The following is a 21,500-nucleotide window of genomic DNA, read 5'->3' as shown; positions in this document are numbered from 1 at the left end:
AATTGTGCTATATTTTAGGCGTAAATTTTTCAACACCTTATATAAGGAAGGTAAAATCATGGCAAGAAAGAAGATTGCACTCGTTGGTGCTGGTCAGATTGGTGGTACTATGGCTCTCGTCCTCGCTCAGAAGCAGCTGGGTGACGTGGTCCTCATCGATATTCCGATGACTGAAGGTATGCCGAAGGGTAAGGCCCTCGACATTATGGAAGGCCGTTCCGTTATGGGCACTTCCTGCAACCTCTCCGGTTCTACTGACTACGCTGACATCGCTGGTGCAGACGTTGTTATCGTGACCGCAGGCGTTCCTCGTAAGCCGGGCATGAGCCGTGACGACCTTCTGGGCATCAACTGCGGCGTCATCAAGACTGTTGGCGAAGCTATCAAGAACACTGCTCCGAACGCTTTCGTTATCGTTATCACCAACCCGCTGGACGCAATGGTGTACAACATGCAGAAGGTTACCGGCTTCGATTCCTCCAAGGTGATCGGTATGGCTGGCGTTCTGGACTCTTCTCGTCTCGCTTGCTTCGTTGCTATGGAACTGGGCGTTTCTGCTGAAGACGTTAAGGCTATCGTTATGGGCGGCCACGGTGACACCATGGTTTCTCTCTACGAATGCGTCTCCGTCGGTGGCATTCCTCTGTCTCAGCTCATGACCAAGGAAAAGTTCGACGAACTGGCTGCTCGTACTGCTAACGCTGGTGGCGAAATCGTTAACCTCCTGGTTCGCGGTTCTGCATTCTACAGCCCGGCAACTTCCGCTATCAAGATGGCTGAAGCTTACCTCCTGGACAAGAAGAGCGTTCTTACCTGCGCTGTTAAGCTGAACGGCGAATACGGCGTTAAGGGCCTGTACTGCGGCGTTCCTTGCGTGATCGGCGCAAACGGCGTGGAAAAGATCTTCGAAGTCAAGATGAACGACGAACAGAAGGCAGCCTTCGACAAGTCTGTTGAAGCTTGCAAGAAGAACGCTGAATGGGTTGATGCTAATACTTAATTAGCTCCACGCTCTCGCGATTTTAAAGACGCTCTCGGTTTAGCCGAGGGCGTTTTTTTGCGTTTTTTTTGTAAATCTGCGGTCTTTTGTTGAAACTTTTGTTTAGTTTCAATAAGTATTCCTTATCAAACTGATATGGGTTGCTTATAACACTTGTTGACGGAGGTTTTATGACTGCGCTAATGATTATTCAGCTTTTGATTGTGTTGGCCGCTCTTTATGTAGGTTCCCGTTATGGAAGCCTGGCCTTGGGTGCGATTTCCGGCATTGGCCTTGCCATTCTAGTGCTTGGCTTCGGGATGGCTCCGGGTAAGCCGCCTACCGATGTTATTTACATCATTATCGCAGCCGTGACCTGCGCCGGTATTATGCAGGCCGCAGGCGGTATGGACTGGTTGATCCAGCTGGCGGAAAAGCTATTGCGTAAGCACCCCAACCAGATTATCTTCCTGGCTCCGCTTTGCACATTCTTCCTGACCGTTCTCGTAGGTACGGGTCATGTGGTTTATACCTTGATGCCCATTATCTGTGACATCTCCCTGAAGAAGGGGATCCGTCCGGAACGTCCCTGCGCTGTGGCTTCCGTTGCTTCCCAGGTGGGTATTACCTGTTCTCCCATCGCCGCTGCGGTGGCATCCTTCGTGGTGATTTCCAATGCCCATGGCTTTGAAATCAACAACCTGCAGGTTATTGCTGTTACCATTCCCTCCTGTATTTGCGGCTTGATGGCTGCTGCCGCCCTGAGCTACAAGCGCGGTCTCGACCTGGATAAGGACCCTGCCTTCCAGGCTCGCCTTAAGGACCCGCAGATGAAGGAATACATGTACGGCAACACCGCTTCTCTTCTGGATAAGGAAGTGACTAAGGAAGCTAAGCGTTCTGTTTTCGTGTTCCTGATTGCTCTTGCTGTGATTGTCATGTTCTCTGTGTTCCAGATTGCGGGTCACGATATTCGTCCTGTTGTTCCCACAGGTAAGATTGTGGATGGCGTTGCCCAGATGAAGCCCATCGGCATGAATGTCATTATCCAGATCGTGATGATTTCTGCTGCTGCTTTCATGATTCTTCTCTGTAAGGCTCAGCCCAAGAAGGCTGTTTCCGGTGCTGTCTGGCAGTCTGGTATGGTGGCTGTGGTGGCTATTTACGGCATTGCATGGCTGGCTGATACCTATTTTGCCAACTACATGGACGTGATGCAGGGAGGCCTGAAGGATATTGTCCAGCATTATCCCTGGGCAATCGCCTTTGCTTTCTTCGCTGTTTCCGTGCTGATCAACTCTCAGGGCGCTGTTGTGGTGTCCATGCTCCCGCTGGCCTATAGCCTGGGAATTGATGGCGTCGTTCTTCTGGGTGTTCTCCCCAGTGTCTATGGTTACTTCTTCATCCCGAATTATCCCTCTGACATTGCCACGGTGAACTTCGACCGTTCTGGAACTACGGTTATTGGTAAATACTTGCTGAACCATAGCTTTATGCTCCCCGGTATGACCAGCGTGATCGTATCCACCATTGTTGGGTCCGTAATTGTGAGAGTTTTCTTCTAAAACTTTCAAAATGTGATGAATTTCAAACTGAGGACGGTTCTTAGAGCCGCCCTCTTTAATTTGATAGGGGGTTAATGTAAATTTAGGCCCGTGGAAAAGATTAGAGAACTCATCCCTAAGGATTTGATTATAGAGCAGCTGCTTTTGGTGGTGCTCGTCATTGTAATCATCAAGATTTTGACCTGGGGCTTTAAGAAAGGGCTGGATCGAGCTTCTCGAAAGGGCTTGGACCGGGCGGCTATTCCCCTTGTTTCTGACTTGTTTAAATACACCCTTTATGTGCTGGGGCTGTTGCTCTGCTTGAACATTTTGGGCGTGAATACCAATGGCCTGTTGGCTATGATTGGCGCCGCAAGCCTTGCGGTGGGCCTCGCCCTGAAGGATACCCTTTCTAATGTGGCTTCCGGCATTTTGCTGCTGTTCTTGAGTCCCTTTAAGGCGGGGGACTACATTGAATGTGGTGACGTGAAGGGCAAAATTGGCGGTATTGGACTATTTAATACGACCTTCGAGACTATGGATGGCCTTTACGTTTCTGCGCCCAACAGTTCCTTGTGGGGGGCTCCCATTGTGAATTACAGCCGGAACATGGTTCGCCGCCTGGATTTGACGGTTTCAGTATCCTACGAAACATCCCTGGATGTGGCTTTTTGCGTGTTGCGTAAGATGGTCAACGAGGAATCCCGCTTCCTGAAACTTCCCCCGGCAAAGATTTTCGTGGAGGAACTGGCTGACAGCGGTGTGAACATTTCTATCTGGGTGTGGGTACGTACTTACGAATACCAAGAGCTGCAGCGAAAATATTTAGGGATTATCAAGAACATTCTGGACGAAAAGAACATCGAGATTCCCTATCCTCAGCGAGTGGTTCATATCCGTCAGGAAGGTGGCGTTGTCGCGACTACTGTGGACGAGGAAGAGGATGATTTATCCCAACTTTCGGATCCGGATACCCTGAAAAAGATGGGTATACACCTGGGGGAAGTTCCAGAAATCCCCAAGTACAATCTTTAAACTGGCGAAATTGAGAAAATAGGGCGGTTTTACCGCTCTTTTTTTATTACCTGCGGGGTGTTACTGCTTGTATTTTTATTACAAAAGTGTGGACTTTTATATAATTTAAATAAGTCTACAAATGCTTATTTTGTTGCTATTTTAATAAAAACGTTGACTTTAAATATTCTTTAAGGTATATTTAGAGTATTGGTGTTGTTTTCTCGCGAAAGCGTGTGGGGTGAATTGTATGAATAGAACAAAGTTTGTGTGCTTGGCCGGCTTGTTTGCCTGTGGCGTTGTTTCTGCCGCCGATTGGTATGCCAAGGATAATTTGCAGGGTGGTCACGACCCCAGCATGGTCCGTTTCGAGGACGGTTATGCCCTCATGACTACCAACAACCAGCTTTCTCTGTGGACCACGGAGGATATGGTTTCCTGGAAGGCTCATGGCAAGACCATGACTTCTTTCCCCAAGTGGATTTATACTTACGCTCCCACCATGGAAGATGTGTGGGCTCCCGATATTTACAAGTTCGATGATGAGTTCCGCGTGTATTATTGCGGTTCCGTTTTCGGCAAGCGCACATCTGCCATTGGTTATACGGCTTCCAAATCCATGGTGCCGGGTACTTCTGGCTATGGCTGGACCGATAAGGGTCATGTGTTCCATACGGTGGCTTCCGACAAATATAACGCAATTGACGCCGACGTCATTAAGACTTCTGCTGGTGAATACTGGATGGCTTTTGGCTCCTTCGGGTTGGGTATTCAATTGATTAAGTTGAACGGCGAAACTGGCTATCAGGCTTCTGACGATAAGACGGTGTATAACATTGCCCGTCGTGTGACAACTGCAAGCGGTGGCGCAGTGGAAGGTCCCAGCCTTATTGAACATGACGGAAAGTTCTTTTTGTTTACCGCCTGGGACAAGTGCTGCCAGCAGGGTGCAAACATTGAGCAGACCACTTACAAGACTGCCATGGGCCGCGCTGATAAGGTGACTGGTCCTTATTATGATCGTGACGGCAAGGATTTGGCTAGCGGTGGCGGCACTATTTTGCTGGAACGTTATGGTCGTTATGTGGGCCCGGGCGGTGGCGAACCTTTCCAGGATATTAACCGCGTGCGTTTTGTCCATCATTATTATGACAACGCCGGCGACAAGTACAATCACATCCATATTCGTGACGTGGTGTTCACCGATGACAACTGGGCGGAAATGGGTCAGCCTTTCCTGGGACGTTACCTGAGCGCCGAAGCCGAACATGGTGCCTTGACTCGTGCGGTAAGCGGTGACTTGGCTATCGCTACCAGCAAGACTGCTTCCAATGGTGAATACCTGTCTTACGTGAATACCGAAGGCTCCAAGATTCGCTTGCCCATGAACATTCCTCAGGCGGGTGAATACTTGCTGCGTTATCGTTATGCTAACGGCGGTGAAGGCGCTGCAACTCATGGCGTTTCCATCAACGGTAAGGAACAGACGGTGAAGCTTCCGCCTACAGGTTCCTGGGGAACTTTCCCGGAAAATTCCACGGTGATGATTCCTGCGACTTTGAAGCGTGGCGGAAACTTTATTGAAGTGCGCCCCATTCCGAATAACTACTTCTCTGAACTGGACCGCATCGACTTCTTGCGCGTGATTCGTGATACCATCCCGGGTAACGGATTTGATAACGGTATCCGTATTCGTCTGGATGAAAATGACCAGTTGGCCATGAAGGATGGCGGTTATGCGATTTTTGAAAACGTGGTGACGGATTCCATCAAGAGTACGGACGTTCGCGTGATGGTGAAGGGCTCCGCTGGAAAGTTGGCTTTGCGCTTGGATTCCAAGGCGGGGACTGTGGTTTCTGAATGTGACCTGAGTAAGGGTGTGGCTGCTGCAAATGGCTGGAGCGAAGTGACTTGCTCAACCTTAGGTGGCTCCAAGAAATTGACCGGCGTTCAGGATTTCTACCTCACAGCAAGCGGCGTATCCGGTGAAGTTGTGGTGGGTAATATGATGTTCAAGGCTTCCGCTGTCATCCCCAGCTCCTCTTCCGCTGTCATCTCCAGCTCTTCCTCCGATGTCATCCCGGGCTCCTCTTCCTCTGTCATCCCGAGCGGAGCCGAGGGATCTAGTAGTGACAGCAAGGATGCACTTGTAACTGCTTCTGTTGCGGCACGAGGCTTTACCGTTACCCGTATGGATGGTTCTTATCTCGTACGCTTGAATCTTGCTGGGGCTCAGAAAGTTTACTTGCTGAATTCCATGGGTCAGGTTGTTGCCTCTCGCGATATTCGTGGGGCAATGGCTGGTACAGAAGTCCGATTCGAAAATCTGCCTAAGGCAAATTACATCGTTAAGGTGAAATAAGTCCCCAAATGTCATCCCCGACCCAGATCGGGGATCTAGCATTTTTGAGGATTTTGAAAGGGAGTAAAAGATGGGTTTGTGGAAACTTTTGGGGGTTACTGCTTGTGCAATGTTCGGTGTGGTTACCGTTGCACAGGCAGCTAATCCTATTACGACTGCATTCTATTCTGCCGATGCTGCAGCGTTGGTTCATAACGATAGCTTGTTTATTTTTGCGGGCCACGATGAACAGGGGGCGCAGGGTACCAACAACAAGTTCTTCTTGATGAACGACTGGCACGTTCTGGTAACTACCGACATGGAGAATTACCATGATTACGGTGCCGTGCTCAGTTACAAGACTTTCAAGTGGGCCGATGCAAGCGCCTTTGCGGGCCACTGCGAATATCGAAATGGTAAGTACTACTGGTATGTGGCGGTACATCACGGCTCCATCAAGCAGGATGAAGGCTTTGCAATCGGTGTTGCTGTAGCCGACCATCCGTCGGGTCCGTGGGTAGATGCCATCGGTCATGCGTTGGTGACGGACCTTACTGAAAATGATGTCAAGCTGAATATTGACCCCGCCATTTTCTATGACGGTGACGACATCTGGATGTATTGGGGCTCCTGGAATGCCGGCCGCCGCGTTAAGCTGAAAGAGAACATGATTGAGCTGGCCAGCAAGCCGGAAGATATTGGAATCAAGGATTTCTTTGAAGCTCCCTGGATGCACAAGTTCCGCGGGAACTATTACTTCAGTTATGCTTCCGGTTATCCTTCTACCACCAACTATTCCATGGCGCCTTCCATTAATGGCCCCTGGACACAGAAGGGCGTGATTAACGCCAAGGAAGACAATTCCGAAACCAATCATCAGGCCATTTTCAAGTACATGGGCCACTGGTACTTTATGCACCACGGCGCCAATTCTCCTGGCGGCTGGACTTACCGCCGTTCCGTGAATATCGACTACCTGTACTATGATCGCGATGGAAACATCCAGAAGATTGTTCGCACCGATGGTGTAGACAAGGTGAACAACGCCCTCATTAAGGATGGTGCGTATCGCTTGACCGTTTCCCACAGTAATTTGGCGTTGCAGGATGATGGTGACATGGTCATTCAGCAGACTGCTGACGAAACGGCTGATAATCAGCTGTGGATTGTTGCCGCCGGGAAGACCGCTCGCCATTACACTTTGCAGAATTACGGCACCAAGAAATATTACTGCCCCCAGGCCGTGTTGCTGGATACCGTCCGCACCAGCGCAACACCCTGCGAAATCCGTATTGAAAACGCCTCCGAAAAGAAGGGTTACTATCTGTTCGCCAATTACGACGACGACTATCTGGGCGACATTCTAAACGTTTCCAAGGAACCCGGCATGCCCCTCATTACCTGGGTCCGCTCCGGAACCGATAACCAGAAAATCCAATTCGTATCGAGTGTCATTCCGAGCGCAGTCGAGGAATCCAGCAGTTCCTCCGATGTCATCCCCGACCCCGATCGGGGATCTAGCAGCTCCTCCTCTGTCATCCCGAGCTCATCTTCAAGCGTCATCCCGAGCAGTTCCTCTGGTGTCATCCCGAGCGCAGTCGAGGGATCTAGTTCCTCCGAAACTTCATTGCACCTTGCAACAAAGGTCTTGTCTCGTTCCATGAACTATGATCCTCTTGCAAGAATGGTGCGCCTGGCGGGGGAGGCGCATTGGACTGTATTTAGCCTGAACGGGCATATTGTCCAGTGTGGATTTGGCTCTCAAGTATCGATGAATAACGTGGGGCGCGGAACGTTCCTAGTCCGTTCCGGTAAAGAAACTCTGAAGGTTGTAAATCCTTAAAGGTCCTTTAGTCATGCATAGGAATCTCGGCATTAGTAGTATTAGCCGCGATATTTGATATGAACCTCGAAAGTTAGAAAAAAACTTTCGAGGCTTTATTATATTTTGCCTGTTGGGTTTAAACTGCCATAGGTTTAGTTAGGAGGATTAAGATGAATGTATTCAAGACTTTGGCTGTAATGGCTTTTGTCGTTGGTTTTGTCGCATGTGGCGGCGATAATGGCTCAAACGCAAATAATGACGATCCATCCAGCTCTAGCGTTGCTCAGGATGATGATTCCTGCAGCAAGAACAGCTCTTCTAGCGAAGAAGCTAAGAGCAGCAGCTCCTCTGAAGCAAAGTCCTCTTCTTCTACCGAGGTCTCGAGCTCTAGTGTAGAAACCAAGGACAAGTCCAGCAGTTCTGTAAAACCGACCTCTAGCGCCGAAGCCAAAGACCCTCAAGCCGAGAGCAGCGGCGATGCTTGCATCGGCATTGCCGAGGCGCAGTGTCTAAGCTCGGAGAGCAAGAGCAGCAGCTCTGTGGCCTCTTCTAGTAGTGTGATCGTGTCTAGTAGTAGCCAGTATAAACCTTACAATCATAGTAGGGTTTTCTATTCAGATAGCATTCATTCTGGGGCGTACAAACAGTTTACCGATGCAAGAAATGGCCGAAAGTATTACTATTTGACAATCAATGGAAGGAATAACCTTAAAAAATTCGTTCCTATTACAGTCATGGCCGAAAACTTGAATATCGGCGTTGATGTTCCTGGCGTAGAAGATCAAAAGGATGATTCGATTATTGAACGTTATTGTTATGATGATGACACCACTAAATGTGATCGATATGGTGGATTGTACCAATGGGCTGAAATGATGCAATTGCCCAGCCGTTGTAACACGGAGAGTTGTGCTGAATTAATCAAGGAAAATCACCAAGGTATTTGTCCGGATGGTTGGCGTCTGTTGACTTATGATGACTATGAAATCATTGTAAATGCAAAAGGTAACGATGCCGGGGTAAAGGGGACTCGTTCAGAAGGTTTTGGAGGTCTTAATTATAGCGGTTTCTCTCTCGTTGGTGCAGGATATAATTTGGAAGAAGGGTTTGTGGATTTGAATGAGAGTACATGTTGGCATTATCCCGTGGAAAGCTCTGATGATCCATCAATCAGATCTATGTCTGGTTTGCAAATGACTTCAAATACGTATAATTCTATTTATCCTGTTCGCAAAACTAATGGTCTATCCGTTCGTTGTGTAATGGTGGAAACCGAAGAATAAATTCCTACAAGAATCTCGCTTGAATCAATAATGGAGGTTCCGCGTAGAGTCGTCTCGTGATGGAATCCGCTGTTGCCGAAAATTTCAAGTTTTTTTAACTTTGTGCCATACGGGAGCTGGTAAAACCGGCTGAGAGTGCAATTGAACTGTTTTTGACCGGGTTCTGATTGCTTACCGCACCTGATTTGGATAATGCCAACGGAGGTATAATGATTAAAGTCAATGGCATTGACATCGAAGCAGACGGACAGGTTTTCGCAGGAAAGTCCGTGGCTGATTATCTGGCCACCACCGATTACAACATCAAGTGTATCGCGGTGGAAAAGAACTACGAAATTGTGCCTAAGGCAAAGTACGCCGAGACCATCCTTAAAGATGGGGATTCCTTGGAAGTGGTTTGCTTTATGGGTGGTGGTTAATGCCTTCTCTGGAAGACATGCTGGCCGCTTTGATTGCTCGCCAGGGAGAAGAAAACGTCGCAAAGTTGCAGGCGGCCACGGTGGCGGTCTGCGGTTTGGGCGGTCTCGGGTCCAATGTGGCTATTGCATTGGCTCGCGCTGGTGTTGGTCGCTTGGTGCTTGTTGATTTTGACTGTGTGGACGTGACCAACTTGCATCGTCAGCAGTACAAAGCCTGCCAGGTGGGAATGCCCAAGGCTGTTGCCTTGCCCGAAAACCTTCGCGAAATTGCTCCCTATATTGAATTGGAATCCCATCAGGCTCGTGTGACGGAAGAAAACGTTATGGAACTGGTTGGGAAGGCTGATGTGGTTTGCGAGGCTTTTGATAATGCAGAAGCCAAGGCTATGCTGGTGAATGCGGTTTTGGAAAATGGCAAGGTACTGGTGGCGGCCTCGGGAATGGCTGGCTTCGGTGATGCTAACTCCATCCAGACCCGCCGCGTGTCGAAGAATTTTTATTTGTGTGGCGATGGCGTCAGTGACGTGAACAATGGAATCGGGCTAGTGGCCCCCCGCGTCATGGCCTGCGCCGCCCACCAAGCACAAACCATTGTGCGAATCATCTGTGGATTTGAATCCGCTGTGTCATCCTGAGCGAAGTCGAAGGATCTAAGAGTTTAATAATTAAGGATTGAATAATGGAAAACGATAAACTTGTTCTTGGCGGTCATGAGTTCAACTCCCGCTTTATTCTCGGTTCTGGCAAGTACTCCCTGAAGCTGATTGAAGCTGCGGTGCAGTATGCTGGTGCAGAAATCATTACCTGCGCCGTACGCCGAGCCAATACCAAGGAACACGAAAACATTCTGGATTACATCCCCAAGAGTGCAACTTTGTTGCCCAATACTTCTGGCGCCCGCAATGCAGACGAAGCAGTTCGCATTGCTCGCCTGGCTCGTGAATTGGGCTGCGGTGATTTCGTGAAGATTGAAATCATGCGCGATTCCAAGTACCTGCTGCCGGACAACTACGAAACCATCAAGGCTACCGAAATTCTGGCTAAGGAAGGTTTCGTTGTGCTGCCTTACATGCATGCCGACTTGAACGTGGCTCGCGACTTGGTGAATGCAGGTGCCGCAGCCGTGATGCCTTTGGCGGCTCCCATCGGTTCTAACCGCGGTCTTTCTGCCAAGGACTTCATCCAGATTCTCATTGATGAAATTGAATTGCCCATCATCGTGGACGCCGGCATCGGTAAGCCGTCCCAGGCTTGCGAAGCCATGGAAATGGGCGCAGCCGCCGTGATGGCCAATACGGCTCTCGCAACTGCAGGTGACTTGCCTCGCATGGCAGCCGCCTTCAAGTCTGCTATTGAAGCCGGCCGCAACGCTTACCTCTCCGGCATGGGCCGCGTGCTGGTTCGTGGTGCCGCCGCCAGCGATCCCCTCACCGGATTCCTGAGGGACTAATTTTTGTGAATGTCATTCCGAGCGCAGTCGAGGAATCTAGATTCTTCGACTCCATGCCTACGGCATTCCGCTCAGAATGACATAGGGATTGTTTTATGTCTGAAAAAGAATATCACGACGAACGTTATTTTATTGACTCTGACTCTTTGTCCCCAGCGGCTTTGGAGCGTAAGCACCGTATTGAGACGGATCCTAGTGCTCGCACCAACCACATGGAGTACATGAAGGATATGGAAGTGATCCACTCCGAAATCCCGGGGAAGGTCATGAGCCATGTGGATTCTGTGGACTTTAGCAAGTACACCGCCCGTGATGTACTTGCCGCTCTGGATCATCACACTTGTACCGTGGAAGATTTCAAGGCGCTCCTATCTCCGGCAGCAGCGCCCTTCCTGGAAAAGATGGCCCAGAAGGCAAAGCTGGAAACCAGCAAGCATTTTGGCAATACGGTGTATTTCTTTACGCCCATCTACATTGCTAACTACTGCGAAAACTATTGCGTCTATTGCGGCTTCAACTGCTACAATAAAATCAAGCGCATGCAGCTTTCCATGGAACAGATCGAGCACGAGATGAAGGTCATCGCCGACAGTGGCATGGAAGAAATCCTGTTGCTTACAGGTGAAAGCCGCGCCAAGAGCAGTGTGGAATACATCGGCGAAGCCTGCAAGATTGCTCACAAGTATTTCCGCATGGTGGGTGTTGAAGTTTACCCCATGAATACCGACGAGTACAAGTATCTCCACGAATGTGGGGTAGACTACGTGACGGTTTTCCAGGAAACTTACGACAGCGAACGTTACGAACAGCTGCACCTGATGGGGCATAAGCGTATTTATCCGTACCGTTTTGATTCTCAGGAACGCGCCCTCATGGGAGGCATGCGCGGCTGCGGTTTCTCTGCATTGCTTGGCTTGTCCGACTTCCGTAAGGATGCCTTGGCCAGCGCCCTCCATGTGTTCTATCTGCAGAAGAAGTACCCTCACGCCGAAATGAGCTTGTCCTGCCCGCGTCTCCGTCCCATCGTGAATAACGATAAGATTAATCCGCTGGATGTTCACGAGAAGGAATTGTGCCAGGTGCTTTGCGCTTACCGCATCTTTATGCCTTTCGTGGGTATTACCGTCTCCAGCCGCGAGTCCAAGGAATTCCGTAACGGCATCGTCAAGATCTGTGCCACCAAGGTTTCCGCAGGCGTTTCTACCGGCGTAGGCGACCACGAAGAAAAGTACAAGGAAGGTGGGGAAGAAGTTAAGACCAAGACGGCTGACGTGAATGCCGGCAAGGAAACTTCCGACGCTGAAGGTGACGAACAGTTCGAAATCAACGATGCCCGCAGCTTTGACGCCATGTACAAGGACATCAGCGGCGAAGGCCTACAACCCGTGCTGAATGATTACCTATACGTTTAATGACAATTACGAAGGATGAATTATGAATTACGAAAGGACCTCATAACTCGTAATTCATAACTCATAAATCATCATGTTAGATACTACTCTTTACTTCATCACTGATAGTTCCACGGTTCCTGCTGAACAGTTCTTGCCTTCTATAGAGGCTGCCTGCAAGGGTGGCGCTACCATCATTCAGCTTCGCGAAAAGAACAAGTCTACCCGCGAGTACATGGAGTTGGCCGCTGCGGTTCATGAAGTCACTAGCCGTTACAACGTGCCCCTCATTATCGATGACCGTGTGGACGTTGCTCTCGCCATAGGTGCCGAGGGTGTTCATGTGGGCCAGACCGATATGCCGGTTGCCGTAGCTCGCAAGCTCATGGGACCGGGCAAGATCATCGGTGCCACTACCAAGACAGTGCCTCAGGCTCTTGAAGCCTACGAACAAGGTGCGGACTATTGTGGGGTTGGGGCAATCTATCCCACAACGACTAAGGTGGTTACCATTCTTACTAGCGTAGACACCCTGAAGGAAATCGTAAAGGCTGTGCCTATTCCCGTAAACGCAATCGGTGGCTTGAACAAGGATAACATCCATGTTCTGGCTGGTTCTGGTATCAAGGGTATCTGTGCGGTTTCTGCCATTCAGAAATCTGCGGATCCAGAAGCCGCTACTCGTGAACTGAAGGCCGCTTTTCTGGCGCTGTAATCGCCGCGGCTAACTCGACGCTTTAATGCGTTTTTATTTGCATCCTCTCAGGACTTGTCCCACCTTGATGGGCTTGTCCAGAGGGAGATTGTTAATGCGGATGACCGCTTCTTCGGAGATGTTAAACCACAGGGCCACATCGGTCAAGGTGTCTCCATTCTTGACCACGTAGGTGTTTTCTTTTTTCACTTTGGCTTGCATCTTGCGGTGTTCGTCATAGACTTTCTTCTTGGAAAGTTTGTCGACGCCAGGTTGGAGCTCCCACTTGGGGAAGTTGACTACAGTGGCCGGATCAATGTTGACTTCGCCATAACGAATTTCAAAGTGGAGGTGAGCTCCGGAGGATCGCCCGGTATTGCCGGCTAGACCCACAATGTCGCCGGGATATACGTAGTCGCCCACCTTGACGGTTCTCTTGGCTAAATGTCCGTAAAGAGTCTGCAGTCCGTTTTCGTGTTCCACCAGCACGTAATGCCCGTAGCCGCCCTTGTTGTATTTGGACATAATGACGGTTCCAGGATAAGCCGCTACAATGGGCTCCTTCATGATCACGTTTACGTCCACGCCTCGATGCAGGCGATGGCTACGGACGCCGTAGGGGGATCCCAGGAGCGCTTCGTGTGTCACGGGAATGAGCATATCGGAAAAATCAAAATAATCCACGGAAGGCAAGAAGGCGGAATCCTGCTGGGCCAGGTTGGTTTCCTTTCCCTCATTGGTGTTCACCACTTCAAAGTCCACGCCTTCTTTCTCGTACAGCAGGGCCTTGGTAAATGCCTTGGGGTCGTCCGCTTCGATGGTCACCTTGCTGGAATCCTGGGCTTCTTCTGCGGCAATTGCCTCGGGATCGAAGTTGTCGTCGACTAGTTCCGCCTTGCCGGTACGGATGTGCTTTGGAGGATTCTTTTTCTTGGACTTCTTGTCCTTCTTATCCTTTTTGGAATCCTTCTTAGCAGCCTTCGGATCCTTCTTGGAAGAATCCTTTGCAGTCTTCTTTGAATCCTTTTTGCTAGTCTCTTTCTTCGCGGATTCTTTCTTTCCGCTTTCTTTCTTAGCAGTTTCTTTTTTAGCGGTCTCTTTTTTTGCGGAGGTCTTTGTGGACGTTTTCGCGGAGGCTTTTTTCTTGGAGTCCTTCTTCGTTTCCTTTGCGGAATCCTTCTGGACTTCTTCCTTGGCAGTGGTTTGTTTTTGGCTTGTTGCCTTTCCGGAAGTCTTTGCATTAGCAGGAACGTTCATGCACAACAATGCAAGACCCATAGCCAAAAGAAGGCTAACTCTTTTGAACGAACCTGTAACTCCCATGGTTGTTACAAGGTAGTTATTATTTCAGGAAAGCGAAGAATACGGCTGCAATAATGCAGAGGAAAGCCACAATATGATTCCATTGTAAGGTTTCCGTATGAAAAACCGTCACTGCAATCACTGTGAAGATGGTGAGGGAGATGGCTTCCTGGATAATCTTCAGCTGCATCAGGCTAAAAGGGCCTCCGTTAATGCGGCTGCCGATGGAATTAGCAGGAATCATAAAGCAGTATTCCAGAAGTGCCAAACCCCAGCTTGCGAGAATCACAAGAATCAGGGGCCAGTCGGTACTAATATGCAGTTCCTTCAGCTTCAGGTTTCCGTACCAGGCGAAGGTCATGAAGACGTTAGAGCAGCAGAGAAGAAGTATGGTAAAGATTCCGGCTTTCATTTTTCATTCCTCAAACGGTAGGGGCGGCCTGTGGAGTGCTGGTAGGCGAGTCTTGCACGCACCTGTTCCAGGTACTTGATGTAGGTTTCGCTCTGGTAGTCTCGATAAGTCCAGTCGAAGGCATGGAAATGTCCTTCCTGAAAATAGAGGGTGGGCTCCACGAAAATGCCCCGCTGCATGTACACACGCTGGCGCTGGTCCTTGGTGGTGGCCAAAAAGAATTGTCCCAAGGTCATGTAACCCGGATCCAGATTTACAGGACGGAGTCCCGGGGTGCCTGCGGCTTCGGCGATGGCCAATTCAACGTCGTTGGTCCAGAGCTTAATATCCACGATTTCCGTGCGGTCAATCAAGGTTTCGTAACTAAAGAACGCCCTGACGGGTGCGGCTCCAATTTCGTCTACGTAGTAATTGGTGAAGGTAAAGGGGAAGGGGGCTAGGTTCAGGTCCTCTTCGCCGAACTTTTCTCTCAGGGTTGCGCGCACAGATTCAACAGCCTCGGCATCCTTCGCAAGAATACCTACGATGACTTTTACCTTTGCCGGTTCCTTGATGGCTCCCATAACGCTTCCTAAAATCCCTTGATCTTGTAGATGTAGGGCCAGTTCTTTCCGGTGATCCACATGTCCTTGCCGTCGAATGCGATTCCGTTCAGCACGTCCATGCGGGGATACTTCTTCCGGAGTTCCGCTACTTTCTTGGAAAAGTCCAGATATTTCTGCACCTTCCCGCTGGGCAAGTCAATGACCGCGATTAAATCCGTCTGCCAGATGTTGGCGTAAAGAGTATTGCCCACCAGTTCCAATTCGTTTAGCATGGTCACTGCGGAGGTTCCGTCCATCACGTTGATGACGCCCTGTACGGCAAAAGTGCGGGGGTGAATTTGAATCAGCTGGTTGCTGCCGTTACTCATGAGCAGGACATCACGCCAGAAGGTCAGGCCCCAGCCTTCCGTAGGGATGGCGAATTCGCCCTTCAGTTTGAAGGGCTTACGGCTGTAGATAAAACCTTTTCTCGCTTTCCAGGTCAGGTAGAAAATGTCATCCCCGAGGGCGATGGAACCTTCCCCGAAATAGCGGTCATCCAGTCGGGCGGAATCCAGAACCTTGCCGTCCAAAGTGCGGCGGTAAAGTCCGGACTTGCCGTAAAGTCCCGTGGTTTCCACCAGTTCCTTCCCGTCAAAGAAAAGCCCCTGGGTGAAATGATTCATGGGGTGGGAAACGGAGTCTACAATGGTAGGCTGGATTTCAGGCGCTGCAGCCAGAACGAATCCCACGCAGGTAAAGATCGCAAGAGCTAGTTTCCGAAGGTCCATACGATACCATAAGCGATTCGCAGACCTTCAGGAGTATAGCCGGATTCCGGCATATAAATACTGTGGTTGAAGTTCTCGATTCTGCTGTAAAGTTCAAAGGAAAGAATCTGCATGCGGGCTTCAAAGTCCAGAGCCAGATACTTCTTCATGTATTCCAGCTCGGGCTTGCCGTTCTCGTTAATGGTGCAGTCATAGCGGTCGCCAAACCATTGCCAGTCCACACGGACACTGACGCCCAGACGATCCTGGACAAAACGGTTCTGCCAGTGAATGCTTCCCTTGTAGTAAAGTCGAGGCGTATCCAGAAGGATGCGGTTTCTGTCCAGCGTTTCTCCACGTTCCAGATAGAACTTCCAGTTGCCCAGTCTGAAGCCCACCTGCAGGATCCAGTCCAGGGAGGTAACGTGGCTGATATTTTCCCAGCGGTATACATCGCTCAGATTGCTGGTGGAATCTACTGCTCCGTCTTTCACCCAGGCGGGCTTCATCAGGTTGTCCACGTTTTCATAACGCAGTCCCAGCCCGTAGAATACATCGCGCATCTGCCAGCCAGCATTCAGAGCCATTCGATCCCGTTCTTCATATTTCAAATCCTGGTTAGCAAAAGCCAGACGGCCCGTTTCGTTAAACTTCAGTTGTGCCATGTCGGGGAAACGATTGTCGTGCCTATAGCTTCCGTTCAAACGCAGGTGGAAGGGGAGGAGGGCCAGTACATCTGCAGAATAGGCCTTGGCGAAATCCACACTGTCTCGCAGGGAACTATTTCTCTGCATACCTGTCTGGGTTCGGAACATGATCCAGCCCCCTAAAGTATCCGACAATTCCAGGTAGCCAAGTTCGCGGTCCTGCATGTAGGTCACGGTTTCAACCTGGCTTCCGTCACTATAGCCGTTTAAAAACTCGTAACTAAACTTCAGGGCGGGGTTCAAAAGGCTCTGGTAGGAAATGCCTGCGTTTCCATAGATGGTCTGGTAGTTGATGGTCTTTACTGTGTCGTAGAAGGAGGTGTCCCTGTGAAGGTATCCCAGAGTGTCGGTATACTCGTTAACGCCAAAGCCGATCCTTGCAAGGGAGTCTTCCTCAATTTCGTGTTCCCCGTAGGTAATGTCCGTGGAGATGGTGAGCCCCTTGATGGGGTAGAACTCCACGCCAGCGCCGTAGGTCATTGCCTTGATGTCAATGGTGTAGGGATCTGCCTGGAACGTTCTGATGGACTTGTCCAAGGTATCCAACAGCACCTTGTGGTTGGTGTTGTCTGCGTTTTCTAGACTGAAATAGTTCACCTTGGCAAAAGCCTTGCCGTATCCAAAACGCCAGGTCAGGGTGGGCTGGATATGCATGCTGTTCATGGCGATGTTTCGTCCGCCAAAGGGAATCTGGCTGGAGTCGCGACCTAGGGCAAAATAGGGAGAGTGGGTCACGTTGGTGTAGCTGTATTCCTTGGAATCCACGTTGGAGTGGGCGGAAAGTCCCAGGTCCAGTGTTACGGAATCTGTAATCAAGCGCCTGAAATCCAGGTGAAGAGCGTTTCCACTAAAGGCAGGCCGCTCCCAGTCTAAGTCAGTAATGGGAGTGTCTACGGCAATGCCCTTGGGCTCTTCCAGGAGGATTCCGTTGTCTCCATTCAAGTTCAGGGTGGATCCGTCATAACTTAAGCGGGTGGTGTAAAGTCCGGCCAACTTGCTGGGATAGCGCTTGGTAAGGGACGCCATCCCCATGGAGCTTGCGTCCAGTTCCGGATTTCCCAGGATGGAGGTTCCCAGAACCCATTCCGACTTCTGGCCGGAAACATCATAAGTCCGCTGCATCACTTCCCGAAGGGGCAGGACCCAACGACCGGCGTCGGTCTCACGAGGGGCCGGGTCAATTCCCCAAGGTGTCTGGAATACAGAATCCTGAGGCGTGGGGCGGGTATCCTTTCCCTGATGGAGGACTTCAGCCTGAGTAAGACCCGCAAGAAACAGCACCAGCAGGAGCAGGCACTTGAGGGTTAAAATCTGTTGGAGACGACCAACCATCAGTCATTACCATTCGGCACGGAACTTTTCACGACGTTCCCTGAGGGCTTGGACTACGGTATAAGGCATCTTGGTGCAGTTCGGCGGATAAGTACCGCTTTCCGTATGGAAGTCGGATCCGCCGGTTCCTACCAGGCCAAAATGTTGGGCCATTTCCTTGTACTTACGTCCCACCGCACCCTTCTGGGAGGGGCAGTACACTTCCATTCCCTGAACGCCCCATTCCACCATCTGTTCGATGAATTCGTCACTGACGCCGGACTTGTAGGGGTGGGCGAGCACCGCAATGCCACCTGCATTTTCAATGAGGCGGATGGTCTGCTGGGGGTTAAGGCCCTTCTTCTCGACGAAGGCCACACAGCCGTCGCCCAGATACTTGGTAAATGCCTCGGAGAAACTTCCGATATATTCCTCATCCACTAGGGACATGGCAATATGAGGGCGTCCGATAACCTTTCCCTTGCAGTAGCTCAAGACCTTTTCGTAGGTAATGTCAATTCCAAGAGCGTTCAACTTCTTGATGATGGCCTTGGCTCGGGTAATTCTCTGCTTGGCGAAATCCTGAAGTTCCATGTTCAGGGCCAAGTTGGTGGGGTCACAGTAGTAACCCAGAATATGGATGTCTTTTCCCTGCCATACGGAAGAAATCTCGATACCCGGGATAATCTCAAGACCAATTGCCTTTGCGGGTTCGATCGCCAGGTTGTAGGAATCCAGATTGTCGTGGTCCGTAATGGAAATGCAGCGGAGTCCCTTGCGCTTGCTTAGGGTCAGCAGTTCTTCTACGTCCAGGCTACCATCAGAAAGCTTGGTATGCAGATGAAGATCCGCATAACCGCCGTTTTCCGTAATGATGGTAGAAAAGCCCTTCTGCATTACTTCACCTCGAAATACTGGTTGAGCAATGCGGCTTCGGTGGATTTGTCATGCTGCAGGCTGATATTCAGGAATGGATAAACATCTTCGCATCTAAAGCCGATTCGACATTTTGCGCCACTGATCTTTGCCAGATAAAGGCGGGGGAGGAAGTTCTCTCCAATGTAGATGCAAATTTCCGGTGCATACTCTCGGATCTTTTCTTCCAGAGTTTCAAAGGCGGTTTCGCCATAGCGGCATTCAGAATCGCTATAGTAGAAGGCGTGTCCCTGATGGGATGCAACGGTTGTCTGTAGGGTTTCATGAACACAGAACCTTGCATTCTGCGTAACAGTCTTGGACAGTTCCTTCAGAAATCTGGAGGAATGTTCAACATCCTTGGACAGGAAAATCAAAGTCTTGGGACATCCCTTCACCATGTCCGGATAGGAAATGCTATCGGATTCTTCGCCTGCACGTTCCTTAAACCATTCAAACAGCTTAAGGTCGCTGTAGAATCGCTTGAAAAAGTAACGGAATCGGTCTGCAAAATAAAGAGATGGTTTCACGGGCCGAAATATAACTAAACTTTAACTAAATTTGTCTTATGGCTAAATCAAAGTTCTACGCAATTAAGACTCCTACGGAAAGCAAGATCGTAACCACCTGGGATGAGTGCCAGAAACTCACTCACGGCGTGAAAGGCGTGCTTTTTAAGTCCTTTGGCACCAAGGCCGAAGCCGAAGCCTGGATTTCCGGCATGGCAGCCCCTGCTCCCGGTGGAATCCGCGTGTTCGTTGACGGATCCTTTTCTCCTGGCTTTCCCTATTCCGGCTGGGGCTTTGTCGTGACAGAAAATGACGAAGAAATTGCCCGCGGGTCTGGAATTACTGCCTTTGAAGCCGAAAGCCGCAACATTGATGGCGAGGTTATGGCTTCCTACCAGGCCATGAAGTGGCTGGACGCCAATGATAAGAATGGAGTCATTTGTCATGACTACGAAGGCATCGCCCGCTGGGCGAAGGGAGAGTGGCAGGCCAAGAGCAATATTGCCAAACGATACGTTTCTGCGGCCCAGCCTTTCCTTCATCGAGTAAAGTTCGAGAAAGTTGCCGCCCATACGGGGGTCAAGTGGAACGAATTGGTGGATAAATTGGCCAAGGAAGCCATTGCCAAGAGCAAGGATCGGATGAAAAAGTAGGATTTATCATCTTTTCCTTGGATTTCAATAACATATAATTATAAGAATTTGAAAAGATTTCTTTACTTTATCCAGTCTTTGTAAAAAAGAGCTTAAGGACTTTACATTTCATCGGTAAAATCGGGGTTTTCATCCCGATTTTTTGTTTTTTTTAAAGAAAAACTCGCCTTTTTACAAAAATTACTTGTATATTCTTACCGAACTTTTTTCTGAAAGGCTACTTTCGGACGTTTTTCCGTGTGAAATCGTATGGAAAGAGCTTTTATCGGGATAATGATTTATTTGGAGATATAATATGGCAGAAGATTTGCAATACCTTATGGAACGCATCCAGAAAGATGCAGTTGACAAGGCCGAAAACGATGCAGCGGCAATTATTGCCAAGGCTAAGGAAAAGGCAGCCGAAATTGTGAAGGCAGCCGAAGCTGAAGCTCAGGCAAAGCTTGCTAAGGCCGATAAGGACGCAGAAGCATTTACCGAACGTAGCGAACGCACTTTGGAACAGTCCGCACGCGATCTTCTTCTCTCTGTAGGCAAGAATCTTCAGGATATGATTCTTAACCTGCTCTCCCTCCAGGTGGAAAAGTCCCTGGACGAATCTACCATCAAGGAAATGCTCCTTTCTTTGGCTAAGGGCTACACCGCCCACGTTGAAGTAGACTTCAGCGAAGACGATGCCAAGAAGCTTGCCTCTTTCGTCACTGGCGAATTTGCAAAGCAGCTTTCCAACGGTGTAGAAGTTTCTAGCGACAAGGGGGTCAAGTATGGCTTCCGCGTCAAGCTGGACGGTGGCAAGGTCACCCACGAATTTACCGAAAAGGCAATGGCAGACGCTCTTTCTGCATTGCTCCGCCCGCAGCTGGCCAAGGTTGTTAACGCTGCAGCACAGGCTAAGTAATTAAGGCGAATCAATGAGTTCTCCTTCTTATTTAATGGCTTCATTGCCGATGATCAACCTGGGTGACGTGCCGCCCCTGACTATGGATGATTTCCGTAGCCGTTGTGAAGGCGCCCTGGACCAGGCTGAAATCGAAGCTCTGAACGCCTTGATTAACGATGAACCTTCTGACGATGAGTTCGTGCAGGCCTACCAGGCTCACGAAATCCAGATGAAGAACGTTTCCGGCAGGCTCCGCGCTCAGGCATGGGGCCCCGATGTTCGTTTCAGCGAACGTAGCTTTGCCGGTTACGACGTCTACTTCGCCAAGATGGTTCAGGATGCGTTTGCCAAGTCCAATCCTATGGAAAAAGAGCAGGATCTGGACAAGGCTCGTTTCTGGCTGGTGGACTGCCTCGCAGGTGTGGGGGAGGAAACCGTCAAGCACGTATACGCATACGCAATCAAGCTCCAAATTTGTGCGCGTTGGGCCCGCCTTTCCGAAAAGGCCGGCGACGCAGCTGTTCTCAACGTTATTAATGCAAACGATCCTGACTTTGTTCAGGAATGACCGGAGGTC

21 protein-coding genes and 1 riboswitch are annotated in these 21,500 nt (G+C 49.9%); of the genes, 14 read left to right on the top strand and 7 right to left on the bottom strand.

Going from position 1 to position 21,500, the window contains the following annotated elements; genetic code table 11:
- The first annotated feature begins 58 nt into the window (after nucleotides 1-58).
- The 11 genes from mdh to thiE all read left to right on the top strand — a co-directional run bounded on the left by mdh (nucleotide 59) and on the right by thiE (nucleotide 12,961).
- Nucleotides 59-1,000, top strand: coding sequence for a malate dehydrogenase (mdh, locus tag BUB59_RS01935; protein ID WP_073225123.1), 942 nt, complete (start codon nucleotides 59-61; stop codon nucleotides 998-1,000).
- A 170-nt stretch (nucleotides 1,001-1,170) separates the two neighbouring features.
- The gene (locus BUB59_RS01930; protein WP_073225122.1) at nucleotides 1,171-2,544 is read left to right on the top strand and encodes an anaerobic C4-dicarboxylate transporter; all 1,374 of its coding nucleotides are present in this window, start codon (nucleotides 1,171-1,173) and stop codon (nucleotides 2,542-2,544) included.
- Nucleotides 2,545-2,634: 90 nt separating this feature from the next.
- On the top strand, nucleotides 2,635-3,558 hold the full coding sequence (locus BUB59_RS01925) for a mechanosensitive ion channel family protein (RefSeq protein ID WP_073225121.1): 924 nt from the start codon (nucleotides 2,635-2,637) through the stop codon (nucleotides 3,556-3,558).
- Nucleotides 3,559-3,787: 229 nt separating this feature from the next.
- The gene (locus tag BUB59_RS01920) at nucleotides 3,788-5,899 is read left to right on the top strand and encodes a family 43 glycosylhydrolase (protein WP_073225119.1); all 2,112 of its coding nucleotides are present in this window, start codon (nucleotides 3,788-3,790) and stop codon (nucleotides 5,897-5,899) included.
- Nucleotides 5,900-5,969: 70 nt separating this feature from the next.
- Entirely contained in the window at nucleotides 5,970-7,721 is a 1,752-nt protein-coding gene (locus BUB59_RS01915; protein ID WP_234979896.1) for a glycoside hydrolase family 43 protein, read from the top strand.
- A gap of 152 nt (nucleotides 7,722-7,873) precedes the next feature.
- Entirely contained in the window at nucleotides 7,874-8,986 is a 1,113-nt protein-coding gene (locus BUB59_RS01910) for an FISUMP domain-containing protein (RefSeq protein WP_073225117.1), read from the top strand.
- A 99-nt stretch (nucleotides 8,987-9,085) separates the two neighbouring features.
- Nucleotides 9,086-9,212: riboswitch (TPP riboswitch) on the top strand.
- A complete protein-coding gene (gene thiS / locus BUB59_RS01905; RefSeq protein ID WP_159433305.1) occupies nucleotides 9,196-9,405 on the top strand; it encodes a sulfur carrier protein ThiS in 210 nt (69 codons plus the stop codon). (Overlaps the previous riboswitch by 17 nt.)
- The gene (gene thiF, locus BUB59_RS01900; RefSeq protein ID WP_073225113.1) at nucleotides 9,405-10,040 is read left to right on the top strand and encodes a thiamine biosynthesis protein ThiF; all 636 of its coding nucleotides are present in this window, start codon (nucleotides 9,405-9,407) and stop codon (nucleotides 10,038-10,040) included. The genes thiS and thiF overlap by 1 nt, the downstream gene beginning before the upstream one ends.
- A gap of 44 nt (nucleotides 10,041-10,084) precedes the next feature.
- Nucleotides 10,085-10,855, top strand: a complete 771-nt coding sequence (locus BUB59_RS01895) for a thiazole synthase (protein ID WP_073159283.1) — start codon at nucleotides 10,085-10,087, stop codon at nucleotides 10,853-10,855.
- A gap of 95 nt (nucleotides 10,856-10,950) precedes the next feature.
- Nucleotides 10,951-12,267, top strand: a complete 1,317-nt coding sequence (gene thiH / locus BUB59_RS01890; RefSeq protein WP_073225111.1) for a 2-iminoacetate synthase ThiH — start codon at nucleotides 10,951-10,953, stop codon at nucleotides 12,265-12,267.
- A 73-nt stretch (nucleotides 12,268-12,340) separates the two neighbouring features.
- Complete coding sequence (gene thiE, locus BUB59_RS01885) at nucleotides 12,341-12,961, top strand: thiamine phosphate synthase (RefSeq protein ID WP_073225110.1); 621 nt, start codon at nucleotides 12,341-12,343, stop codon at nucleotides 12,959-12,961.
- Between the two features lie 33 nt (nucleotides 12,962-12,994).
- On the opposite strand, the gene BUB59_RS01880 is transcribed toward thiE, so the two are convergent.
- From BUB59_RS01880 to BUB59_RS01850, 7 genes are all read right to left on the bottom strand, one after another.
- Nucleotides 12,995-14,218, bottom strand: a complete 1,224-nt coding sequence (locus BUB59_RS01880) for a peptidoglycan DD-metalloendopeptidase family protein (protein ID WP_073225108.1) — start codon at nucleotides 14,216-14,218, stop codon at nucleotides 12,995-12,997.
- A gap of 64 nt (nucleotides 14,219-14,282) precedes the next feature.
- A complete protein-coding gene (locus BUB59_RS01875) occupies nucleotides 14,283-14,654 on the bottom strand; it encodes a DMT family protein (RefSeq protein ID WP_073225106.1) in 372 nt (123 codons plus the stop codon).
- The gene (locus BUB59_RS01870) at nucleotides 14,651-15,217 is read right to left on the bottom strand and encodes a DUF4416 family protein (RefSeq protein WP_073225104.1); all 567 of its coding nucleotides are present in this window, start codon (nucleotides 15,215-15,217) and stop codon (nucleotides 14,651-14,653) included. Before BUB59_RS01870 ends, BUB59_RS01875 begins: the two co-directional genes overlap by 4 nt.
- A gap of 8 nt (nucleotides 15,218-15,225) precedes the next feature.
- The gene (locus tag BUB59_RS01865) at nucleotides 15,226-15,969 is read right to left on the bottom strand and encodes a glutaminyl-peptide cyclotransferase (protein WP_073225102.1); all 744 of its coding nucleotides are present in this window, start codon (nucleotides 15,967-15,969) and stop codon (nucleotides 15,226-15,228) included.
- Nucleotides 15,951-17,987 (bottom strand): hypothetical protein, encoded by a 2,037-nt coding sequence (locus tag BUB59_RS01860; protein ID WP_073225100.1) that lies wholly within the window; start codon nucleotides 17,985-17,987, stop codon nucleotides 15,951-15,953. The genes BUB59_RS01865 and BUB59_RS01860 overlap by 19 nt, the downstream gene beginning before the upstream one ends.
- A 6-nt stretch (nucleotides 17,988-17,993) precedes the next feature.
- Complete coding sequence (locus BUB59_RS01855; RefSeq protein WP_073225098.1) at nucleotides 17,994-18,863, bottom strand: PHP domain-containing protein; 870 nt, start codon at nucleotides 18,861-18,863, stop codon at nucleotides 17,994-17,996.
- On the bottom strand, nucleotides 18,863-19,411 hold the full coding sequence (locus BUB59_RS01850; RefSeq protein WP_073225096.1) for a hypothetical protein: 549 nt from the start codon (nucleotides 19,409-19,411) through the stop codon (nucleotides 18,863-18,865). The genes BUB59_RS01855 and BUB59_RS01850 overlap by 1 nt, the downstream gene beginning before the upstream one ends.
- Nucleotides 19,412-19,449: 38 nt before the next feature.
- Between BUB59_RS01850 and BUB59_RS01845 the strand changes: the two genes are divergently transcribed.
- The 3 genes from BUB59_RS01845 to BUB59_RS01835 all read left to right on the top strand — a co-directional run bounded on the left by BUB59_RS01845 (nucleotide 19,450) and on the right by BUB59_RS01835 (nucleotide 21,491).
- A complete protein-coding gene (locus BUB59_RS01845) occupies nucleotides 19,450-20,043 on the top strand; it encodes a ribonuclease H1 domain-containing protein (RefSeq protein ID WP_073225094.1) in 594 nt (197 codons plus the stop codon).
- A gap of 295 nt (nucleotides 20,044-20,338) precedes the next feature.
- The gene (locus tag BUB59_RS01840) at nucleotides 20,339-20,941 is read left to right on the top strand and encodes an ATPase (RefSeq protein ID WP_073225093.1); all 603 of its coding nucleotides are present in this window, start codon (nucleotides 20,339-20,341) and stop codon (nucleotides 20,939-20,941) included.
- Between the two features lie 13 nt (nucleotides 20,942-20,954).
- The gene (locus BUB59_RS01835) at nucleotides 20,955-21,491 is read left to right on the top strand and encodes a DUF2764 family protein (protein ID WP_073225092.1); all 537 of its coding nucleotides are present in this window, start codon (nucleotides 20,955-20,957) and stop codon (nucleotides 21,489-21,491) included.
- Nucleotides 21,492-21,500 lie beyond the last annotated feature (9 nt).

This window comes from Fibrobacter sp. UWEL (genome assembly GCF_900142535.1).
In the GTDB taxonomy this organism is placed as follows: Bacteria; Fibrobacterota; Fibrobacteria; order Fibrobacterales; family Fibrobacteraceae; genus Fibrobacter.
The sequence above is the reverse complement of the archived record's forward strand: the minus strand, read 5'-3'. Positions and strand labels throughout refer to the sequence as shown.